Source organism: Paraliobacillus sp. JSM ZJ581 (assembly GCF_044383835.1).
GTDB lineage: Bacteria > Bacillota > Bacilli > Bacillales > Amphibacillaceae > Paraliobacillus.
The window spans coordinates 1-19,810 of the sequence record NZ_JBISEP010000035.1; the positions used below are offsets into that span (position 1 = coordinate 1).

Here is a 19,810-nt window from a genome sequence, read left to right on the forward strand (position 1 = left end):
CATTGGTTTAACGGACTTGTTTCACAAACGGATGTTGCGATGGCAGGAGGCCCACGCTTACCTATCAACGCGATGCGTGATACTCACGTACAACAAGAGATACACACGAGCTTTGCGAAAGTTACTAAGGGTACGGGTAACCTTAATGACCAATATATTGGTGTAAAACAAGCATCTGAATATTTAAAATCACAAGGAGTACCACGTCAATTCAGAAAGACTACATTAGAATCGTTTGAGATCGGTACAATTAAGCTTGATGTTGCTGGCTCAAATACTTATGGGATAAGATTCTATGACGATATTAATGCTAGTGCGAAAGGGAGATATTTATTTGAAACATTTTCGCCACAAGTGAATAGAAGCAATTTAGCACTTCCACCAGATTGGAACAGGATGACAGGTATTCAACAATGGCAAGTTAAACCAGACACAATTATAATTAAAGGAAAAGCTGGCTCGCAATTTCAGAAGGGTAATCAATATATTGGAGGAGTAGAACAATGGTATATAACGAACCTAGACGACTTAATAAAACCTTAAACTTTATTAACGAAGCTGAAAAAGCGAAAATAAAGTTAGAATGTGAAATTAAAGCTCACAAATTAGGTCAAGGTAAAGATGGGACAATAAGTCAACTTGAAAATTTCTATAAAGATATAGAACTAATGATTGAATCTAAAAGTCATATCCCATCATATCCAAGAGTTATTACCGACACTTGGGATTTTAATAGCGAACTTGGAATTCAATTATTAGATTTATATGAGTTATATAAGAAGCTGGGATAACTAACTTCAAATGCTACTTATTATTAAGAAATGATATAAGAGATAAATAGGTGGTAGGAAGTTCAAAAGTTTTTAAAGAAGTAAGAGTATTTAAGTTCAACCAATGATTTTTAAATGTATATTATCATAGCGAACAAGCCTAGAACTTCGAAATTAAACAGAATTTTTGGTTTAAAGATAGGAATAGTAATGAATTACTTTATATAGCTATCTATAAAGCACTTGATTGCCTTTTAGGCAACAGGTGCTTTTGTTTTTTGTTATAAATTTAAACTTTGGATGACATTGATGATGCTAAATTGAAATTCATAACTCATGAAGGTTGTACCATCAAGGCATTATGTTTTAATACTTGGTTTGTGAAAATAATACGAAAATTAAAATTTTCGTAACGGGAGGGTGAAAATTTGAACGTTGTTGGGTATATACAAGTCACCACTCAAGAACAAACAAGAGATGAATACAGCTTGAAATATTAAGAAGATGAAATTAAAGTATACTGTAAAGAACAAGACTAGAACTTGATCCGTATTTTTAGTAATGAAGGAATTAGTGGAATTTGTTTGCTAGTGTTACGTCATTCGACATGTATAAAACAACGAAAAGCTTACAAGTCATAAAAAACACCGAATATGGTATGTATGGATTAATTTCCGCTAATGGCTTTTCTGAGTATTTAACTGGAAAAGATATCTTAGGCAATGAGCTCACTACGAGTCAACGGCAAGCAAGCTTATCACTCGGTTTAGCAGGGATCCTTCCTACGGCGATAGAACTGACACCTGCATCTAAGGGTGTTACCAAAGATATCACTAAAAAAGCACATGAACGCGTCGTTCGAAACACGCAATCGGCAAGAGCCTTCGTCGATCATTGGTTTAACGGACTTGTTTCACAAACGGATGTTGCGATGGCAGGAGGCCCACGCTTACCTATCAACGCGATGCGTGATACTCACGTACAACAAGAGATACACACGAGCTTTGCGAAAGTTACTAAGGGTACGGGTGAAACGGTTAAGAAGATAGGTGAGATTAATGATCCTATTAGAACATATCGTGGTGCTGATTTAGGTAAGCTAGAGGCTAAATATACTGCGGATCCTCGGTTAACTGTTGAGATGCCCTATGTTGGTAAAGGGCAAAAAAACACCAATGTAGAGGGTTGGTTACGCGATAAAGATTTTTATTGGAAAGAGATGTTAGAGAAGTACCCAGAAGCGTTTAATAGGTCAAATAGACAAAAAATAGAATTAGGATTCGCACCTATAAACAATCCAACGTTTAGAAAACATTTTCCCCAATATGATTTAAAAGAATTATATAATGACACTTTAATACATCATCACATTGGTGGTGGAGGTCAAGCTGTGACTGTACCCTCAAAGCTACATCCAGGTTTAGGAGGGATTCATAATGCTGAGAAAAGCGCAGGAGTTTGGGGAAATGACCAAAAATATGCTGAACTATTAGAAAAATTCTTAGAAAAGTAAGGGTGATTATTTTGGTAATGAAGGATGCTATGAGCAAATATTTTAATTTAAGAAAAGAATATTTTGATAAAGGGTTAGATTTTTTATTTAAAACGCCATATAACGAAGAAGTTGATTCATTTATATATCAGGGTGAAATGGATGGTGAAGAAGAAATTTCATGGAAACCTATTGAAAAAAATAATAAGAATGATTTAACGAAGATTGAGGAAAGATTTGAAATTAAACTGCACACTTCAATTGATGATTATTTTAATTCTTATTGGTTTGCTGATTTAGATGGATTTATTGGTAATCATTATATTAGGCTAGAACCTGTATTACCAAACATTGAATTGCATTCCTTCGAAAGTAATTTAGAAGGGTATAAAAACAATCATAATAAGGTTGATAAGACTCCAATAGGTGTAGAGGGGAACGGTTTGATAGTTGTTTTAGATAATGTAAGTGGTAAGGTTGAATTGGAGGATTTTGAACGAGGTTCATTTGAAGAGATTTCGGATAGTTTAGATGAGTTAATTGCTAGTTTAAAGTTACAAAAATAATATACTAAGAACATTTATATAAAAAAATGTCTGATATGAAGTGTAGCCCAAGTGTTAGATACAATTGGACTGCAGTTTTTTATAGAAAGATGTAATATAAAATCAAGCTAAGACCTACAAAATTTATGCTACTAAAAAACATATGAACTTAAAGCACTTGATTGTCAATTAAAGGCAACAAGTGCTTTTTTGCGTTTTAGGATAGAAATAGGTAGACACATTATAATTTTATAAGTGCACGAAGTATTAAATTTTTATAGATTGTAATGGCTTTGTACAGTGTATAAAGAGAGTAGAAGAAAAAATAAAGGGTTGTATTATTTTTTGAAGTCATCGTAAAGTACGTTTTAACGGATTTACGTTACGAACACGTTATCCGCAAAAAAACGGATAAACGTTACAGGGACTCAAATTACTGTAACGGGAGGGGATTTATGATGGGAGAGAAAGTAGTTGGTTACGTACGAGTTTCAACGGAAGGACAAGTACGTGATGGGTATAGTTTAGCGTATCAAGTAGAAGAGATTGAACGTTACTGTAACGAAAATAATTTAGAACTACTTCGTGTGTATGAAGATAGAGGATTAAGCGGAGCGACTGTTGATGAAGAGGGATTAACAGTTGAACGTGATGGACTACAAGAGCTATTGTCCGATATGGCGTATAGACAAGTAAGCTATGTTGTTGTGTTGAATACATCACGATTGTGGCGCTCTGATATGGCGAAAGTATTGATACAACGAGAACTAAAGAAACATGAAGTAGATGTGAAGGCAATTGAACAATCAAGCTATAGTATTTACACACATGATCCAAATGACTTTTTGGTGAATGGCATGTTAGAACTATTAGACCAATATCAAAGACTTGAAATTGCATTGAAGTTAAGTAGAGGTAGAAAGAAGAAGGCTGAACGAGGTGGATATGCAGGTGGTGGCGTACTTTTTGGCTACAAGGCCAAAAAAGGACAAAAGGTGTTAGAAGTAGATGCTGGGAAAGCAGTAGTTGTACGTAGACTATTTGAGTTAAGACACATTTTTAAACATTGGTCACTTACCCAATTGGCAGAACAATTGAATGTAGAAGGCTACTGCACAGCGAAAGATAAACAATTTACGAAAGTACAAGTGAAACGCATGTTAGATAGAGAGAATTTTTATCGTGGCATGTATAAATACGGGAAAATACAAACAAAAGGACAACATGCAGCAATTATTTTATAAACTCACTTAAAAAATTAGCTCATTTTACTATACATACTACTAAAGAGATGAAAAATGGATAGGCTTGCGTACCTATGCGCATCGGAAGATGAACGCTCGAACTAAGGTTGCCGACATTTTTATATATAACTAAATCATTGAATAGAGGGATGAGTTATGCATAATAGACAGGACTATTTGTATGTAGGGGTAGATTTACATAAGGAGCATCATACGGCTGTTATAATTAATTGTTGGCAAGAGAAATTAGGAGAAATACAATTTGATAATAAACCGTCTGCATTTTCGAAGTTCTTATTAAAAGTAGAGACATATGTGTGTGATGGGATAACTGTTGTATTTGGTTTAGAAGATGTTGGCGGTTATGGAAGAGCATTAGCGAAATATTTAGTAGATCACGAACAGGTAGTAAAAGAAGTAAATCCAGCTTTATCATTTTTAGAACGAAAAAGTCAAGTGATGATACAAAAAAATGATAGTTGGGATGCGGAATGTGTAGCACGCATATTGATAAACAAATTTAATCAATTACCAGATGCAAAGCCAAACGATTTATTATGATCAATACAACAATTGGTTTCAAGAAGGAATGAATTAGTAAAAGCACAAAGTGCGTTAAAGAATCAACTACATATTCAATTAAACCATCATTATCCAAGCTATAAAAAGTTTTTCTCAGAGTTAGATGGGAAAACAGCATTAGCGTTTTGGCAGCAATATCCGTCACCCTCTTGTTTAGAGGGGACGAATATAAAGCAATTAACAGCTTTTTTATTAGATGTTAGTAACAATACATGTTCAGTAAAGAAAGCAAGCGACATATTAAAACTTGTAAAAGAAGATGGACAAACAATGAAAGAGTATCAAGAAACACGAGACTTTTTAGTAAGAAGTATTGTACGGGATATTGAGTTTAAAAAGAAAGAAATGAAATACATCCAAAGAGAATTAAAACGGTTAGTAAATCTACTAGATTATCAATTAGAGACGATGCCGGGAATAGAACTTGTAACGGCATCAGCATTAATTGCAGAAATTGGGGATGTAAGGCGATTTCCAAATGCCAACAAATTAGCACGATTCGCGGGGATTGCGCCTGTTTACTTTGGTTCTGGTGGGAAAGGTAAGACACACAAAAGCAAACAAGGAAACAGGGCGCTACACGCTTTTTTTTTATAATTTAGCTGTACAGCAAGTGCAAGTAGCAAAAGGAAGTAAGTTACCCAGAAACCCAGTGTTTCATGCATATTATCAAAAGAAACTTAAAGAGGGAAAAACAAAAGGTCAAGCATTGGTATGTATTATGAGAAGGCTTGTAAACATTGTATATGGCATGATGAAATATAAAATAGCTTATGAGTTGCCGGTAGTGGAAGAAAAAGAAGTAGTTTAATAAGGTTTACATGGTTTGTTTTTTTGTTGTGAGGGTTTAAGATTACAACATAGGGTACGGGTAAAGAAACTTATCAACATCTAAAGGACTATAAGAATAATAAATATTTTACTCGGAGTGTAGAGTATAATGCAGGTAAAGATGGCACAGGATTTACTTACAAAGTATATCAAAGAGGAGATATTAATTGGGATATGGTTCGAACAAAAGGTGCTAAAAAAGGTCGCGGGTTAACAAATGCAGAAGCATCTGCGAAATACGGACTTTCTCCTATTCTTGATGATGCAGGTAGTGTTGCAACTTTGCATCATTCACAACAAAAAGGTGTTGGACCATTATATGAAGCTTCAACTAGGTACCATAATATCAGTAATGCTAAAAGAGCTCCACTACATCCTTATAAAGGAAAGTTAAATCCATTTTATCCAATGGATGAGACAACTAGAGGGTCATTTCAAAAAGTAGATTCTATAAATTATTGGAAAATACGAGGAGAAGAAGCTTTAGGAGGAAAATAATATGAGTATTTTGCCTGAGAGACTAGATGAAGTTCTAGGAGAAGAAATATATGAACGTGAAGATAGCAATCTAGTACAGGAGACTTTAATAAGGCTAGGTGTAGACGCATCAGATACTTTCCAAGAATTTTATATACAATATGCAGGACCTTTTTGGGAAGAACATGTACCCTTTGAATTACTAGATATAGCAGATGAAGAAAATAATATTGAATCATACACAATAATTTCTAGAAAAGAGCATGGTTTTCCGAAGCAATATCTTGTTTTAAGTGAAATGTCAGCAAATGCTGTATTAGTGCTGGATACTTTAACAGATAAAGTTTATATAGTTAATTTTGAGGGTGGAGATGAACTGCTTTTAAAAGGAGAGTTAAAAGAAACTTGGTCATCGTTTTTTGATTTCTTGAAGGTATATTTTAATTGTTGATTATTGTCAATAAAAGATAACTCTTAGATACTTAAAACCTTGATTGGTAATATGCCTTTCAAGGTTTTTTAACTTAAGAACTCTATGATTAAAAATAATATCATTTTTAAATCAAAAACTCATGATGGTTAGCAAACTTAAGAGATTGGTTGCAGTGACATTTAAATAAAACAACCACACTTACTACTCGATTTAAATTTACACACGAGAATGACAAAACTCGTTGTGATAAATAAGGAAATACACTTGTACAGAAGAAATGGAATGAATCAATAATAGGAAAAGTTTTATGTTAGGTAGACATTGAATAATGCTTAAGTGTAATTCATAACTCATGAAGGTACAACCATCATGAGCTTTCGATTCTCAAACAAATCACAATCTTATTGTCTCACCCAATTCTCGTACTTTTCTTCTTATTCCTATATAAAATAAAACTCCATAATGGTATTACCTTCATGGAGTCTTTATTTTCGAACATCTTAATTAATTCGAATATATTCTAGTGAAAGATTCTTATTCTAAAATTTAGATAGCTTTATTTTCGTAAAATTCCATACCTGTTAATTCATTAATATCAATTTCTTTTTTAAATATTTCTGAAACAAAAATAGGAATTTCCTGTCTAGTTCCCAATTTAAAAATATCACTATTTTCTACTTCACTCTCATAAATTGCATATTTTAGCACATTATATATTGTCCCAACCCTTTTAGTCTGTATTTCATGGTAGTCTGATTCTTCTAAACAAAGTGCACCAACCACTTTAAGAATATTAGCAATATAATATCCTTCTAAACTATCTCCACTTTTCAACTCAACAATGTCAACTGGAAAGTACTCAATTTTTGTATTTAAGGTCTCCATAATAGTTTTCAATCTTCTAGATACCACAAACCATCCCATATCATTTGCAAGATAGTCTGTAGGCACTTCTCCCTCACTTTTATCATAGTAAAATTTAAAACTTCCATCCCATCTATCAAAAGTCTGCCCAGTTTTAAATTCATATTGTTGAATACCTAAATCATCCTTATAATGACAAACAATATCATTTTCACCTGAAACTTCTATGCTTAGCTTATAAAATTTCATCTGTATCCCCTACCTATTTTTTCTTTAACCAATACTCTTTGTAAAGCATATCTGGATTTTCCCTGACTTCTTTCTTTAAACCTTCAAATAGCTCTAAAAAAATTTCTTTATTCCCACGCGCAATAGCATCATATTCATTTATCCTGTCTAACACATATTCATGATATGCGTTCGGATGTCTACCTTGATGAGGTAATAATTCTTTATTCCAAGCGTCATCTAATTCCAAGCCATACTTTTTAGTCACATTTTCTAACTGGTGAGTATACATTTTACTTTTATTTGTCGCATAGTGATGAACTTGTTTTGGTTTTTCTTTTTTAAGCTTACCCGTACCCTTAGTAACTTTCGCAAAGCTCGTGTGTATCTCTCTTGTTGTACGTGAGTATCACGCATCGCGTTGATAGGTAAGCGTGGGCCTCCTGCCATCGCAACATCCGTTTGTGAAACAAGTCCGTTAAACCAATGATCGACGAAGGATCTTGCCGATTGCGTGTTTCGAACGACGCGTTCATGTGCTTTTTTAGTGATATCTTTGGTAACACCCTTAGATGCAGGTGTCAGTTCTATCGCCGTAGGAAGGATCCCTGCTAAACCGAGTGATAAGCTTGCTTGCCGTTGACTCGTAGTGAGCGCATTGCCTAAGATATCTTTTCCAGTTAAATACTCAGAAAAGCCATTAGCGGAAATTAATCCATACATACCATATTCGGTGTTTTTTATGACTTGTAAGCTTTTCGTTGTTTTATACATGTCGAATGACGTAACACTAGCAAACAAATTCCACTAATTCTACGGATCAAGTTCTAGTCTTGTTCTTTACAGTATACTTTAATTTCATCTTCTTAATATTTCAAGCTATATCCATCTCTTTCCTGCCTTGAGTGGAGACTTGTATATACCCAACAACGTTCAAATTTTTCACCCTCCCGTTACGAAAATTAAAATTTATGTAACGCTTTTTAAACGAATAGCGAGTATTATACAACCTTCTTTAATAAATACACAACCCAATTTTTGTCTATCCTGTTGCTAAACTAGTAACCTTCTTATGTATCCTACAGTTTATTGCCATGAGCTTTGTGATTCTCGTTAGCATGTAATCCTTTCCACCTCATAACTATGCCTGCCATGTAAAATGTCATCTCGCCCATTTGTCTTTTTTATTCAGTTCCGCAAAGTCTCAAACTGAACCTCCTTGATGGTATAACCATCATAAGCTTTCGATTCTCAAACAAATCATTTCTTATTGTCCTACTTAATTATCAGCTGTATTAATATGAATTAAAGAGAAAACCTTGAAAGTCATTTAGCCAATCAAGGTGAAAGTTTAAATAGCAGCTATTATTTATATATTTCCCTTTCCCATACTCTCTTTCCATCGGGTAAAAATACTGAACTTGGTGGATCATCATAGAGAGAAATTTCAACCAATTATATGCACTGCCTTCGTTAGTAGAAGGATGGGATAAAATATGATTTACTTGAAATGCAGTTGCATAATATTCTTCGCACTCGGGATCATCATTATCTAATCCATTGTTTGTCTCAAAAAATGTGTCTGTTTTGCCTATAATTCTTAATCCACTGTTCCACTCTATTATGATCTCTACACCTTCATACTCTATTAATGTTTTAAATAAAGAATCTGCTTCCATAGACATCCTCTTTCTTATTTTATTCTGATGGTTTTGCTGGTACTATATGAGCACCATCCTTTCCATATTGTATCATTCCTCTATTAGTCTCTATATATTGTCCAGTCACAGTGTCATAGTATTTACCTATTGGTTCACCAAAGTCCACTCTCTCTTTATTTTTCGTAACAGTGGTTCCTTTCCCTGCAAACTTATCAAGGAATCCTTGTGCTGTTTTATTATCACCATAAAAAATACTGTTGTTTTTTCCATTTGCTATTTCTTGTTTGTAATTTGGCGTATTAGGAATATGTTTCCCTTGAGCACCTGACTTTACTTTAACTGGGTATCCATTTACTTTACGATATGGTCCTTTTGGTACTGAATTATTTCCATAAAAAGGAGCACCATTACCCATACCCTTAGTAACTTTCGCAAAGCTCGTATGTATCTCTTGTTGTACGTTAGTATTGCGCATCGCGTTGATAGGTAAGCGTGGGCCTCCTGCCATCGCAACATCCGTTTGTGAAACAAGTCCGTTAAACCAATGATCGACGAAGGATCTTGCCGATTGCGTGTTTCGAACGACGCGTTCATGTGCTTTTTTAGTGATATCTTTGGTAACACCCTTCAATGCAGGTGTCAGTTCTATCGCCGTAGGAAGAATCCCTGCTAAACCAAGTGATAAGCTTGCTTGCCGTTGACTGGTAGTGAGCGCATTGCCTAAGATATCTTTTCCAGTTAAATACTCAGAAAAGCCATTAGCGGAAACTAATCCATACATACCATATTCGGTGTTTTTTATGACTTGTAAGCTTTTCATTGTTTTATACATGTCGAATGACGTAACACTAGCAACCACGCATTCCACTAATTCCTTCATCACTAAAAATACGGATCAAGTTCTAGTCTTGTTCTTTACAGTATACTTTAATTTCATCTTCTTGATAATTCAAGCTGTATTCATCTCTTGCTTGACCTTATGTAGATACTCGAATATAACCGATAACTTTCATGATATTTTCCCCTACGTTACGCTTGTCCATTATAATTAATATAAATTTATTGTATGCGGCTTTAGCGATACAACCACCCCTTTTACTGATACAAATTTATTGTGTATCGTAAAAGTAACATGAAAAAGAGGAAGGGAATTACCATGCCAATATCAATCAAACTAAAGGAAATCCTTAAGGAACGTGACCTTTCACAACGTAAATTGGCACGAATGACAGGGCTGCGTCCTAATACGATTAGCCATCTTTGTTCAGACAACGTGGACAGAGTGTATCTATCAACATTAGAAACGGTATGCAAAGTGTTAGACATCGCCATTCAGGAGTTAGTCGAGGTAGAGTAATCCTCTCGATAAAGTAATCGTTCTTTTGTACGGAAAAGTTAAAAAAGCAGGGGAAAGAAAAGGTATCATATTGGAGAATATGGATGGTGGTAACTGATAATTTCGTCAGATGTACGTTGTGAACAAGTAAAGGATTACGCAAACAGAATCGCAGACTTAATGGAGAAGAAAGAAGAAATTATCGCAAAAATGGTTGCCTTATCTGTTGATAGAAAAGAATATCATATCCTTCATTCATTCCCTGGCATTGGTGATGCGACCGCATGTAGAATTATTGGTGAACTAGGAGATATACGTTTATTTAAAAATGCCAAACAGCTCAATGCATACGTTGGAATCGATATTATGCGATATCAGTCAGGAAATACACAATATAGAGATCGTATCAATAAACGTGGAAGTAAGAAACTACGGAAAATATTATACTTCATGATTCTTTCCATGATTTCATTACGAAAGAAAGGAAATAATCACATCGTTGATTGCTATGACAAATTAAAAAAACAACCTCAGAGGAAACCTCATAAGGTTGCGGTGATAGCGTGTATAAATAAGTTCTTGAAAGTGGCATTTCACCTTATTTCACACGACATACCATACGATTATGAAATTGCTTCTACTCATTCATAATCACCTAAACTTATCTCACTATACCATAAAGACCTTACGAAAAAAATGGAAAAACGTTAGGTCTATTAGTCATGAGGAAATTTTAAATGATTCAGGAGGTTTATCCCCCTGAATAAATCAAAATAAATGATTCAAATAAATTGTGTAAACCACTTGACTGGAGGTAAGAAAGTTAGAGTAAAAAAACTAACTTTAGGGATGTTTTGTATGGTTAAATATAGTGAAGAATTTAAATTGAAAGTTGTCAAAGAATATCTAAACGGTTTAGTTGGCTATACTTCATTAGCTAAGAAATACGGCATACCTGACACGCGTCCAACTCGAAATTGGGTTCGTTCATACAAGATATTTGGCATCAGTGAATTACACAGAAAGTATTCTAAGATTACTTATTCTGTTCAATTTAAGTTAGATGTATATAAACTTTATGAAAAAGATAGGTGCTTCTTATTTAGATACCGCGAGACGTTTAAAATGAACAATCCTTCTCTGATCGCTAATTGGAAAAGAATATTTTCAGACGAAGAAATGGAAGGCCTCCCATGTCTAAAAAGCGTCAATCAAAGAAAAGAAACACAGATAAAGAGTTATCTAGAGAAGAACTTTTAGAACGTGAAAATGAATTATTACGTTTGGAAGTAGCCAATTTAAAAAAGTTAAAAGCTTTTCAAGAGGATCCGGATGCCTATCTCGAAAAGCACAAGCAGCGTTGGCATTCGAACTCAAAGAAAAAGGATTCAAATTAAAGCATGTATTAAAAATAGTAGATATACCTGAAGCTACTTACCACTATCATATTAAAAAGATGAAAGAAATTGATCCAGATAGAGAAATGAAAGGAAGAGTATACGAAGTATTTCACTATCATCAAGGTAGATATGGTTATCGTCGTGTTTATAACGAGTTAAGAAATCAAGGGTTCATCATAAACCATAAAAAAGTACAACGTATCATGAGTGAACTTCATTTAAAGTGTGAAAGATTTCAACGAAAGTCACGTTATAAGTCATACAAAGGAACTGTCGGTAAGTTAGCGCAAAACCTTTTAAACAGACGATTCCGTACAAGTATGTCGCTGCAAAAACTAGTCACTAACATTACTGAATTCAAATGTGCCGACGATCAGAAGTTATATTTAGGTCCTATTATGGATTTGTATAATAATGAAATTATTTCTTATGGGATATCAAAAAGACCAACTTTAGACTTCGTTATAGCACCTTTAAAACAAGCAATAGAAGACATTACTAATAGAGCGGTATACCGAATAACGATTCATTCAGATCAGGGCTGGCATTATCAACGTAATACTTGGGTAAGAACATTTAAAAAGCATAATATATTTCAAAGTATGTCACGTAAAGCGACATGTGCGGACAATGGATCTATAGAGAACCTCTTCGAAATACTTAAACAAAAAATGTATTATGGTCGAAATCTCATGACGTATGATGAATTGAAAAGTGAAATTACGAAATATATTAGTTATTAAAGTAATGAACGTATAAAAACAAAATTAGCTGGTTTAAGTCCAGTACAATTTCGGACTCATACCAGCCAATCAGTTGCATAATTAAAACTCTCACTTTGTGGGGTCACCACCCAAATCAAGGTTATCTTTAAACTTTTTTATTTCTATGTTGTTTTCACTCCTTCTTTCATATTCTCTACTAAATTATTTAGCCACTGTAGAGGGGTTAATTCTATAGCTGGAAAGTAAACTTCGGCATTATTTTGAATAATATTTTCTTTCTCCTGTTTTGTTAAACTACTATTCAAAAACTTCTCACAATCCTTTATTGTAGACAGCAGACATTCTATGCTAGCTTCGTTTATAAACTCATCTATTGCTTGTTCTGGAGAACTGATGTCTTGATGAAATGTACCTCCTAAAAAATCTTCCAGTTCTTCTACGTAATCATAAGTTTCATCCATAAACTATCCCTTCTTTCTATTTAACAGGATATCCTGTTAAAATAAAAACTACCATTATTATCCTTCTTAAGTATTATTTTTGCATTTGTAACATCCTCGATTACTTCTGAATTTCTAGTAGCGCTTCTCCCGATTTTTTCCTTATCGCCTTTGAATTTTAAAAGTAAGGTAGGTCTACTATTTGGGTCAGATATCCACTTTTGGATTTTCTCGATATTCTTAGGGTCTCTAAGAACTGTATCCGCAACTTTTTCCGCTGTCATTCTATCATTAAAAGTTGAAGAACCTGTGATTTTAGGATTATTTTTCAATCTATCAAATAATTGTTCATCTGTTTTTCCAATATGCCTATCTATTAAATGCTCACCTTTTAGTTCATGTGCATTTAATCCACCACCAGGCGTTAGAGAACTCTTATCTCCTTGCTTAACATTATCTATACCCTTAGTAACTTTCACAAAGCTCGTGTGTATCTCTTGTTGTACGTGAGTATCACGCATCGCGTTGATGGGTAAGCGTGTGCCTCCTGCCATCGCAGCATCCGTTTGTAAAACAAGTCCGTTAAACCAACGATCGACGAAGGATCTTGCCGATTGCGTGTTTCGAACGACGCGTTCATGTGCTTTTTTAGTGATATCTTTGGTAACAGCCTTAGATGCAGGTGTCAGTTCTATCGCCGTAGGAAGCATCCCTGCTAAACCAAGTGATAAGCTTGCTTGCCGTTGACTCGTAGTGAGCGCATTGCCTAAGATATCTTTTCCAGTTAAATACTCAGAAAAGCCATTAGCGGAAATTAATCCATAAATACCATATTCGGTGTTTTTTATGACTTGTAAGCTTTTCGTTATTTTATACATATCGAATGACGTAACACTAGCAAACAAATTCCACTAATTCCTTCATCACTAAAAATACGGATCAAATTCGAGTCTTGTTCTATACGGTATACTTTAATTTCATCTTCTTAATATTTCAAGCTATATCCATCTTTTGCTTGCCCTTGAGTAGAGACTCGTATATAACCGACAACGTTCAAATTTTCACCCTCCCGTTTCATAAATTGTAATTTTCGTAACGCTTTTTAACGAATAGTGAGTATTATACGACCGTCTCTAGTAAAAATACAATTCAAAAATTATAAGTCCAAGCAGTATAAAACACACTCTTATACATTCCCCATTATTATCCCCACGAGTTTTGTCATTCTCGTTAGTTTGTGTGTTTGGCAGTATCATAAGTCCTCCTGCCATGTAAAATGTCATCTCGCCTATTTATCGTACTTCTCTCGCAAAGCAAGTATTAAAACAGAATGCCTTGATGGTACTACCTTCATGAGTTATGAATTTCATGTAGACATTTTAATTTGTCCAAAGTTACATTTCTAACAAAAAGCACTTGTTGCCATAAGTAGACAATCAAGTGCTCTATTCAATGTTTTACTTCCTATATAATTTAGTTGTGTAACTTAAGATTTCCATAAATAAAATCTATAAAGAGTCTTAAAAACATCTACATCATTTTCGTTTAATACTGCTTTTATTTCATTACCTTTAAGACAACTTTTCAAGCGTAACAGTCCATACGTGAGTAGTATGTGTGGACTATTTTACGCTTACTTTTATATTTTGTTGCTGAGAACACGAAGTATTAATCAACCATATCCCTAAAGTACTCTGCATCCTCATCAACCTTTCTTATAAATTCCTCCAATGAACCAGCAATTTGGGTTTCAAAAAAATATACAGGAGTTTGTTGTGGAGTATTTAAATCAAGAGTTAAATATACACCTTCGTTTACTTCATAAAATACTAATTTATCATCGTCCTCATATATTCCTTCTAAATCTGGATCAAACTCGTAAATACTTTCTCTCAAAGTAATATCAGCTATAGTATCTGCATCCATAATTCTATTTATTGCATTCCCATCGCTTCCTTTTATAAAGCCATACCCAATTTCTAAGTAAAAATCTCTAAGTTCATTAGGTAACTCAAATCCAAGTCTTTCTTCCGCATCTAACAGTTCGTTTTCTTGTAATCTAATAAATTTATGCTTATCATTTCTCACAAAATCAAATGTAGCCATTAAAACTACCTCCTTGGAAATAACTTATTTGATGGCGAACCCTTACCATGAATCCCCGCCTGGTGTTCATCAGGAAATTTAGCGGGATGTATATTCCACCATTCGTGAGGACCGTCAAAATTATTTTCTATAATATGATGGGCATCATATGGTTGACCTATATCCCTTGCTAATCTACCTTTTTTATCATAAATTTCCTCAGTATATCTTGGCCAAGTTTGTCCCGTGTTTTCTTCCCATTCTTTAATCAATTTATTTTTCACACTATTGAATTTATTCCTGTGTTTTAAAGTTTCCATTGGTGTCATTTTTTCATATTTATTTTCTCTTAAAGTATCCTTTAATTTTTCTATTTGTGATTTATAAAGTTTCAATCCAGTTTTTGACTCAACATCTCTAATATAATCTTTAGCTAAATCGCAATCAATTTTTACCGTACCCTTAGGAATATCTAAAAATGTACTTTATGAAAGGTGGCAGTTTACTCAACCACCACCCATATTGATTAACTAGCTATTGTTTCAGGCATTTCAGGCATGATATAAGCCGTTTTATCATAGATTATCTGACTAATCTTCTCATAATACAGAGAAGGGCTTGTGACTTTGACTTCCCTTCACTTAGCTTACGGTTATAGTAATCGTAAAATACAGGATTACTGGGAATTTTACTCCCCTTACATACTTGAACTTGTTGGACAGCTAGGTTGTAAAAAACATCATATAGCTTTCGGTTGCCTTGTTTTGTTTTCTTCATCGTTTCCTTACCGCCCGAACCCATCTTAGTAGGGGCTATGCCTGAATACCTTGCTAGTTTATCAGAATTGGTGAAACGATGAATATCTCCGATTTCTGCAATTAAAGCGGAGGCAGTCACCGTATCAATCCCTGGCATGGTTTCAAGCTGCATACCTAACTTCTGAATATTCACTTTTAATTCTCTATCTACCTTCTTGATTTCCCTTTTCTTAAAGCTAATATCTCGAACTATGCTTTGAATGATAAAGTCTCTTGATATTTGGTATTCTCGTTTTACTTCTCCATCTGCTTGAACAAGTGTTAATATTTGCTCTGCCTTTCTAGTGGAACAAGCATTGTTACTCGCTTCTAGAAGGAATGTTCGTAACCCCTCCATTGTTTCCCCCTCCAAATGGGATGGTGCAGGATAGCTTTCCCAAAAAGCTAATGCCGTTTTGCCATCCACTTCTGAAAAGAAATCCTTGTAGCTTGGATAGTGGTAGTTTAATTGCATATGAAGTTGGTTTTTCAATGCTGTTTGTGCTTTCACTAAAGCGTTTCTTCTACCAACAAGTTGAGCGATTATCCAATGAATATCGGATGGCGTAGCGTCAGGTAAATACGGTAGTTTCCGGATTAAAACATCTGCCACACATTGAGCGTCCCAACTATCATTCTTTTCTGTCATGGCATAGCTGTTCCGTTCTGCATTGGATAAAGAGGAATTAACAAATTTTACAATGTAGCCTTGTTCAATCAGATACAACGCTACATCTCGTCCGTAACCGCCCACATCTTCTAATCCAAATACAGGGGTCAAGCCTTCTGTAAGATACTTATTCACATATTCTAGTAAGATAGGAAAGGCAGTTGGTTTGTTTTGAATGGTCTTTTCTCCTAACTTCTCAAACCAACAATCCACTATCACCGCTGTATGTTGGAACTTGTGTAAATCTAATCCTATATAAATATGCTTGTCTCTTTTCATCAGAAAACTTCACCTTGATTTAAACAAACCTTGGTCTTGGGATGATACTATTGCGGGTGGGGATAGCTTGTCTTCTGCTCAAAAAAGAAAGATAAAAGAAATGGCTATAGCAAAAGGACATATTCCTGAAATAAAGGTTACAAAAGCAGATGGTATGAGGTATGGATTTGCCGACTTTTCAAGTGCAGGTGTTGTAGAAGAGACTGTTCAGCTACCAGATAGATTTTGGAAGCTATCGGATAAAGAACAGTTTAAGTGGTTAGATGAACAAATAGGTGGTACAAGAAAAGGGATGACGTGGCATCATACGGAGGTTCCTGGTAAAATGGAGCTAGTCCCCTTTGGTATTCATAATATTACACCTCATAATGGTGGAAGGACTAAAGGTATGTGGACCGACGCTCCAAGATAATAATATTGAGGAGGTATAGAAATGGAATTTAAGGATGGATCAATAATTTATCCCTTGCCGGACGATACTTTGCTTTCTGAAAAGGAAGGTAAGTGGAGAATAAATTTACCGGAAACGTATAAAGAATTTATAAAAAAATATAATGGTGGTACTCCTATAAAGGATAGTTTTAAGTGTAATAGCCATGTTTATGCGATTGATAGGTTTTTATGTATTTTAAAAGTAACCGGGGAAAGAGATGATGAGTATTACGATATAGGAGTAGTTAGAACTCAACTAGACGAAAGAATTGTTTTTGATGAAAATTTAGTAGGTACTGAACTGCTACCAATAGCTGTTTTATTTGAAGGTGACTTTGTTTGCTTAGACTATCGTAACAATGTTGAAGAGCCTATTGTATGCGTTTGGAATCATGAAGAGTCTTCAAATTTAAATCCTATAACATATGTTGTAAGTAATAGCTTTGAAGAATTTCAAAATATGTTAACAGAATAGCTACTTTTTGGTAGGGTCTAACTCTTGATAGAATGCCAGTAAGTTAGTCACACTTATTTAATTAACCTAAAGCACTTGATTGTCTACTATAGGCAACAAGTGCTTTTTGTTTTTTTTGTGAGAAATTTTTGCATTGAACAATTTAAAAAGATTGTATGAAATTCATAGCTCATGAAGGTAGTACCATCAAGGCATTCTGTTTTAGTACTTTGTTTGTGGAAATAATAAGATAAATAGGCGAGATGACATTTCACAAGGTAGGAGGACTTGTGACAGGGCATAGGCAATAAAAAAATGAGATCGTACAAGCTCGTGTCGATAAGCAATAGGTAAAATAAAAGGTGTAAGTATTTTTGGTGGCTAAATAAATTTTAGGTTGTTTTTACATTAGAGACGGTCGTATAATACTCGCTATTCGTTTAAAAAGTGTTACATGAATTTTAATTTTTATAACGGGAGGGTGAAAAATTTGAACGTTGTTGGGTATATACAAGTCTCCACTCAAGGGCAGGCAAGAGATGGATATAGCTTGAAATATTAAGAAAATGAAATTAAAGTATACTGTAAAGAACAAGACTAGAACTTGATACATATTTTTAGAAATGAAGGAATTAGTGGAATATTTGTTTGCTAGTGTTACGTCATTCGATATGTATAAAACAACGAAAAGCTTACAAGTCATAAAAAACACTGAATATAGTATGTATGGATTAGTTTCCGCTAATGGCTTTTCTGAGTATTTAACTGGAAAAGATATCTTAGGCAATGAGCTCACTACGAGTCAACGGCAAGCAAGCTTATCACTCGGTTTAGCAGGGATCCTTCCTACGGCGATAGAACTGACACCTGCATCTAAGGGTGTTACCAAAGATATCACTAAAAAAGCACATGAACGCGTCGTTCGAAACACGCAATCGGCAAGATCCTTCGTCGATCATTGGTTTAACGGACTTGTTTCACAAACGGATGTTGCGATGGCAGGAGGCCCACGCTTACCTATCAACGCGATGCGCGATACTCACGTACAACAAGAGATACACACGAGCTTTGCGAAAGTTACTAAGGGTATAGATAAAACTGTTAAACCTAATGATGTAGTACCATATAGACCTAGTAATTCACTTTTAGAAAATCATCATGGTGTTATGGATGTATGGGCTAAACACAATGTTCCAAACTATGTAAGTAGAGGTGGGAATACCCCAACAGTAGCACTAACAAAAGAACAACACGATGCTACAAAAGCTGTTTATAGACAATGGTTATATGAAAAAACAGGTAAGAAGGTTGGGGGAAAAATTGATTGGCAATCTGTCTCGCCAAGAGAAATACAAGAACTGACAGAAAGAATGTTTGATGCTGCAAATGTTCCCAAATCTGCCAGACAAGAATATTATAATTCCTTTAATAAATATAATTTTAGGGAGTGAAGCTAATGGAAAAGATAAAGCAGTTACTCACACAAATAAAAACTTTACCAAATTGTCGTATCTTTGAACCTACTGGGTTACCCATTATTGACGAAACAAAGCATATTTTACCTAATGATTTAAAAGAATTTTATAGTCTCTGTGGTGGCTTAGTTCTATTTGAAAATGAGGACTATCCAATCTATTTCGTGTCTCCTGATAAGTTTATATTAGCCAATCCAATAATTGTGGGAGAATTATGCGAAGAAGATATTTCATCTAATTGGTATATTATCTGTAATGATGGAACGGATGAATACTTAACTATTGACCTCAATAAAGACAGGTTAGGGAAATGCTATGATAGTTTTTTTTACCGTCATGGACTTATAGGCGAGTCTCAAATAATAGCCACATCCTTTACTGATTTACTAGAGCGACTATTAAATAATAAAGGTCAGTATTGGTATTGGTTAAAGGATGATTTTATTTCTCTAGGTGATGCATATGATGAAATTGATAGCTAAGTTATAGTATTAGAAAAAATTGACCTTGGTTTGAACTGACCTAGCCATATGAGACACATATAAAACACCATTATCGCTAATTTTAATGTAACACTTTTCTACTGTTTT

The 19,810-nt window shown here is 34.4% G+C and carries 20 protein-coding genes and 9 pseudogenes; 17 read left to right on the top strand and 12 right to left on the bottom strand.

From position 1 onward, the window contains the following. The 8 genes and pseudogenes from ACH6CY_RS14245 to ACH6CY_RS14280 all read left to right on the top strand — a co-directional run. Positions 1 to 543 (top strand): hypothetical protein (locus ACH6CY_RS14245; protein WP_374067999.1); only part of this gene is annotated, 543 nt, incomplete at its 5' end. Then, positions 504 to 791: a hypothetical protein gene (locus ACH6CY_RS14250; protein WP_374068000.1), complete on the top strand. Its 288-nt coding sequence runs from the start codon at positions 504 to 506 to the stop codon at positions 789 to 791. The genes ACH6CY_RS14245 and ACH6CY_RS14250, both read left to right, overlap by 40 nt. Positions 792 to 1,377: 586 nt before the next feature. Further along, entirely contained in the window at positions 1,378 to 2,283 is a 906-nt protein-coding gene (locus tag ACH6CY_RS14255; protein ID WP_374068001.1) for a hypothetical protein, read from the top strand. 29 nt (positions 2,284 to 2,312) lie between these two features. After that, positions 2,313 to 2,828, top strand: a complete 516-nt coding sequence (locus ACH6CY_RS14260; protein WP_374068002.1) for a SecY-interacting protein Syd — start codon at positions 2,313 to 2,315, stop codon at positions 2,826 to 2,828. Positions 2,829 to 3,265: 437 nt separating this feature from the next. After that, positions 3,266 to 4,051, top strand: a complete 786-nt coding sequence (locus ACH6CY_RS14265; protein ID WP_374068003.1) for a recombinase family protein — start codon at positions 3,266 to 3,268, stop codon at positions 4,049 to 4,051. Positions 4,052 to 4,207: 156 nt separating this feature from the next. After that, a pseudogene (locus ACH6CY_RS14270) lies at positions 4,208 to 5,444 on the top strand (IS110 family RNA-guided transposase). A 194-nt stretch (positions 5,445 to 5,638) separates the two neighbouring features. Continuing rightward, entirely contained in the window at positions 5,639 to 5,962 is a 324-nt protein-coding gene (locus ACH6CY_RS14275; RefSeq protein ID WP_374068004.1) for an HNH/ENDO VII family nuclease, read from the top strand. A 1-nt stretch (position 5,963) separates the two neighbouring features. Then, on the top strand, positions 5,964 to 6,392 hold the full coding sequence (locus ACH6CY_RS14280; RefSeq protein WP_374068005.1) for an SMI1/KNR4 family protein: 429 nt from the start codon (positions 5,964 to 5,966) through the stop codon (positions 6,390 to 6,392). 528 nt (positions 6,393 to 6,920) lie between these two features. On the opposite strand, the gene ACH6CY_RS14285 is transcribed toward ACH6CY_RS14280, so the two are convergent. From ACH6CY_RS14285 to ACH6CY_RS14310, 6 genes and pseudogenes are all read right to left on the bottom strand, one after another. After that, a complete protein-coding gene (locus ACH6CY_RS14285; RefSeq protein ID WP_374068006.1) occupies positions 6,921 to 7,487 on the bottom strand; it encodes an imm11 family protein in 567 nt (188 codons plus the stop codon). A gap of 13 nt (positions 7,488 to 7,500) precedes the next feature. Continuing rightward, positions 7,501 to 7,854 (bottom strand): AHH domain-containing protein, encoded by a 354-nt coding sequence (locus ACH6CY_RS14290; RefSeq protein WP_374068017.1) that lies wholly within the window; start codon positions 7,852 to 7,854, stop codon positions 7,501 to 7,503. Further along, positions 7,740 to 8,240 carry a hypothetical protein gene (locus tag ACH6CY_RS14295; protein WP_374068007.1) on the bottom strand — a complete coding sequence of 167 codons (501 nt, stop codon included), beginning with the start codon at positions 8,238 to 8,240 and terminating at the stop codon, positions 7,740 to 7,742. Before ACH6CY_RS14295 ends, ACH6CY_RS14290 begins: the two co-directional genes overlap by 115 nt. A gap of 591 nt (positions 8,241 to 8,831) precedes the next feature. After that, positions 8,832 to 9,145, bottom strand: a pseudogene (locus ACH6CY_RS14300) (hypothetical protein). A gap of 19 nt (positions 9,146 to 9,164) precedes the next feature. After that, positions 9,165 to 9,548, bottom strand: a pseudogene (locus ACH6CY_RS14305) (polymorphic toxin type 50 domain-containing protein); the annotation flags it as partial. 484 nt (positions 9,549 to 10,032) lie between these two features. Further along, positions 10,033 to 10,140 (bottom strand): annotated as a pseudogene (locus ACH6CY_RS14310) (recombinase family protein); the annotation flags it as partial. A 143-nt stretch (positions 10,141 to 10,283) separates the two neighbouring features. Between ACH6CY_RS14310 and ACH6CY_RS14315 the strand changes: the two are divergent. From ACH6CY_RS14315 to ACH6CY_RS14330, 4 genes are all read left to right on the top strand, one after another. After that, positions 10,284 to 10,484 (top strand): helix-turn-helix domain-containing protein, encoded by a 201-nt coding sequence (locus tag ACH6CY_RS14315; protein ID WP_374068008.1) that lies wholly within the window; start codon positions 10,284 to 10,286, stop codon positions 10,482 to 10,484. A gap of 159 nt (positions 10,485 to 10,643) precedes the next feature. Continuing rightward, the gene (locus ACH6CY_RS14320; RefSeq protein ID WP_374068009.1) at positions 10,644 to 11,114 is read left to right on the top strand and encodes a transposase; all 471 of its coding nucleotides are present in this window, start codon (positions 10,644 to 10,646) and stop codon (positions 11,112 to 11,114) included. Positions 11,115 to 11,656: 542 nt separating this feature from the next. Continuing rightward, the gene (locus tag ACH6CY_RS14325) at positions 11,657 to 11,860 is read left to right on the top strand and encodes a hypothetical protein (RefSeq protein ID WP_374068010.1); all 204 of its coding nucleotides are present in this window, start codon (positions 11,657 to 11,659) and stop codon (positions 11,858 to 11,860) included. Continuing rightward, on the top strand, positions 11,824 to 12,606 hold the full coding sequence (locus ACH6CY_RS14330; protein ID WP_483874866.1) for an IS3 family transposase: 783 nt from the start codon (positions 11,824 to 11,826) through the stop codon (positions 12,604 to 12,606). Before ACH6CY_RS14325 ends, ACH6CY_RS14330 begins: the two co-directional genes overlap by 37 nt. Before the next feature lie 143 nt (positions 12,607 to 12,749). Here the strand turns inward: ACH6CY_RS14330 and ACH6CY_RS14335 are convergent, their stop codons facing one another. From ACH6CY_RS14335 to ACH6CY_RS14360, 6 genes and pseudogenes are all read right to left on the bottom strand, one after another. Beyond that, complete coding sequence (locus ACH6CY_RS14335) at positions 12,750 to 13,049, bottom strand: contact-dependent growth inhibition system immunity protein (RefSeq protein ID WP_374068011.1); 300 nt, start codon at positions 13,047 to 13,049, stop codon at positions 12,750 to 12,752. Positions 13,050 to 13,069: 20 nt separating this feature from the next. After that, positions 13,070 to 13,906: an RNase A-like domain-containing protein gene (locus tag ACH6CY_RS14340; protein WP_374068012.1), complete on the bottom strand. Its 837-nt coding sequence runs from the start codon at positions 13,904 to 13,906 to the stop codon at positions 13,070 to 13,072. 29 nt (positions 13,907 to 13,935) lie between these two features. Beyond that, positions 13,936 to 14,085, bottom strand: a pseudogene (locus ACH6CY_RS14345) (recombinase family protein); the annotation flags it as partial. A 611-nt stretch (positions 14,086 to 14,696) separates the two neighbouring features. Then, a complete protein-coding gene (locus ACH6CY_RS14350; RefSeq protein WP_374068013.1) occupies positions 14,697 to 15,134 on the bottom strand; it encodes an SMI1/KNR4 family protein in 438 nt (145 codons plus the stop codon). Positions 15,135 to 15,139: 5 nt separating this feature from the next. Next, positions 15,140 to 15,583: pseudogene (locus ACH6CY_RS14355) on the bottom strand (WXG100 family type VII secretion target); the annotation flags it as partial. 56 nt (positions 15,584 to 15,639) lie between these two features. After that, positions 15,640 to 16,859: pseudogene (locus ACH6CY_RS14360) on the bottom strand (IS110 family RNA-guided transposase). 67 nt (positions 16,860 to 16,926) lie between these two features. Here ACH6CY_RS14360 and ACH6CY_RS14365 point away from each other — a divergent pair. From ACH6CY_RS14365 to ACH6CY_RS14385, 5 genes and pseudogenes are all read left to right on the top strand, one after another. Then, positions 16,927 to 17,271: an HNH endonuclease signature motif containing protein gene (locus tag ACH6CY_RS14365; protein ID WP_374068014.1), complete on the top strand. Its 345-nt coding sequence runs from the start codon at positions 16,927 to 16,929 to the stop codon at positions 17,269 to 17,271. 21 nt (positions 17,272 to 17,292) lie between these two features. After that, positions 17,293 to 17,766 (top strand): SMI1/KNR4 family protein, encoded by a 474-nt coding sequence (locus tag ACH6CY_RS14370; RefSeq protein WP_374068015.1) that lies wholly within the window; start codon positions 17,293 to 17,295, stop codon positions 17,764 to 17,766. 469 nt (positions 17,767 to 18,235) lie between these two features. Then, positions 18,236 to 18,343: pseudogene (locus ACH6CY_RS14375) on the top strand (recombinase family protein); the annotation flags it as partial. A gap of 388 nt (positions 18,344 to 18,731) precedes the next feature. Further along, positions 18,732 to 19,196, top strand: a pseudogene (locus ACH6CY_RS14380) (hypothetical protein); the annotation flags it as partial. Between the two features lie 5 nt (positions 19,197 to 19,201). After that, positions 19,202 to 19,702: an SMI1/KNR4 family protein gene (locus tag ACH6CY_RS14385; protein ID WP_374068016.1), complete on the top strand. Its 501-nt coding sequence runs from the start codon at positions 19,202 to 19,204 to the stop codon at positions 19,700 to 19,702. Positions 19,703 to 19,810 lie beyond the last annotated feature (108 nt).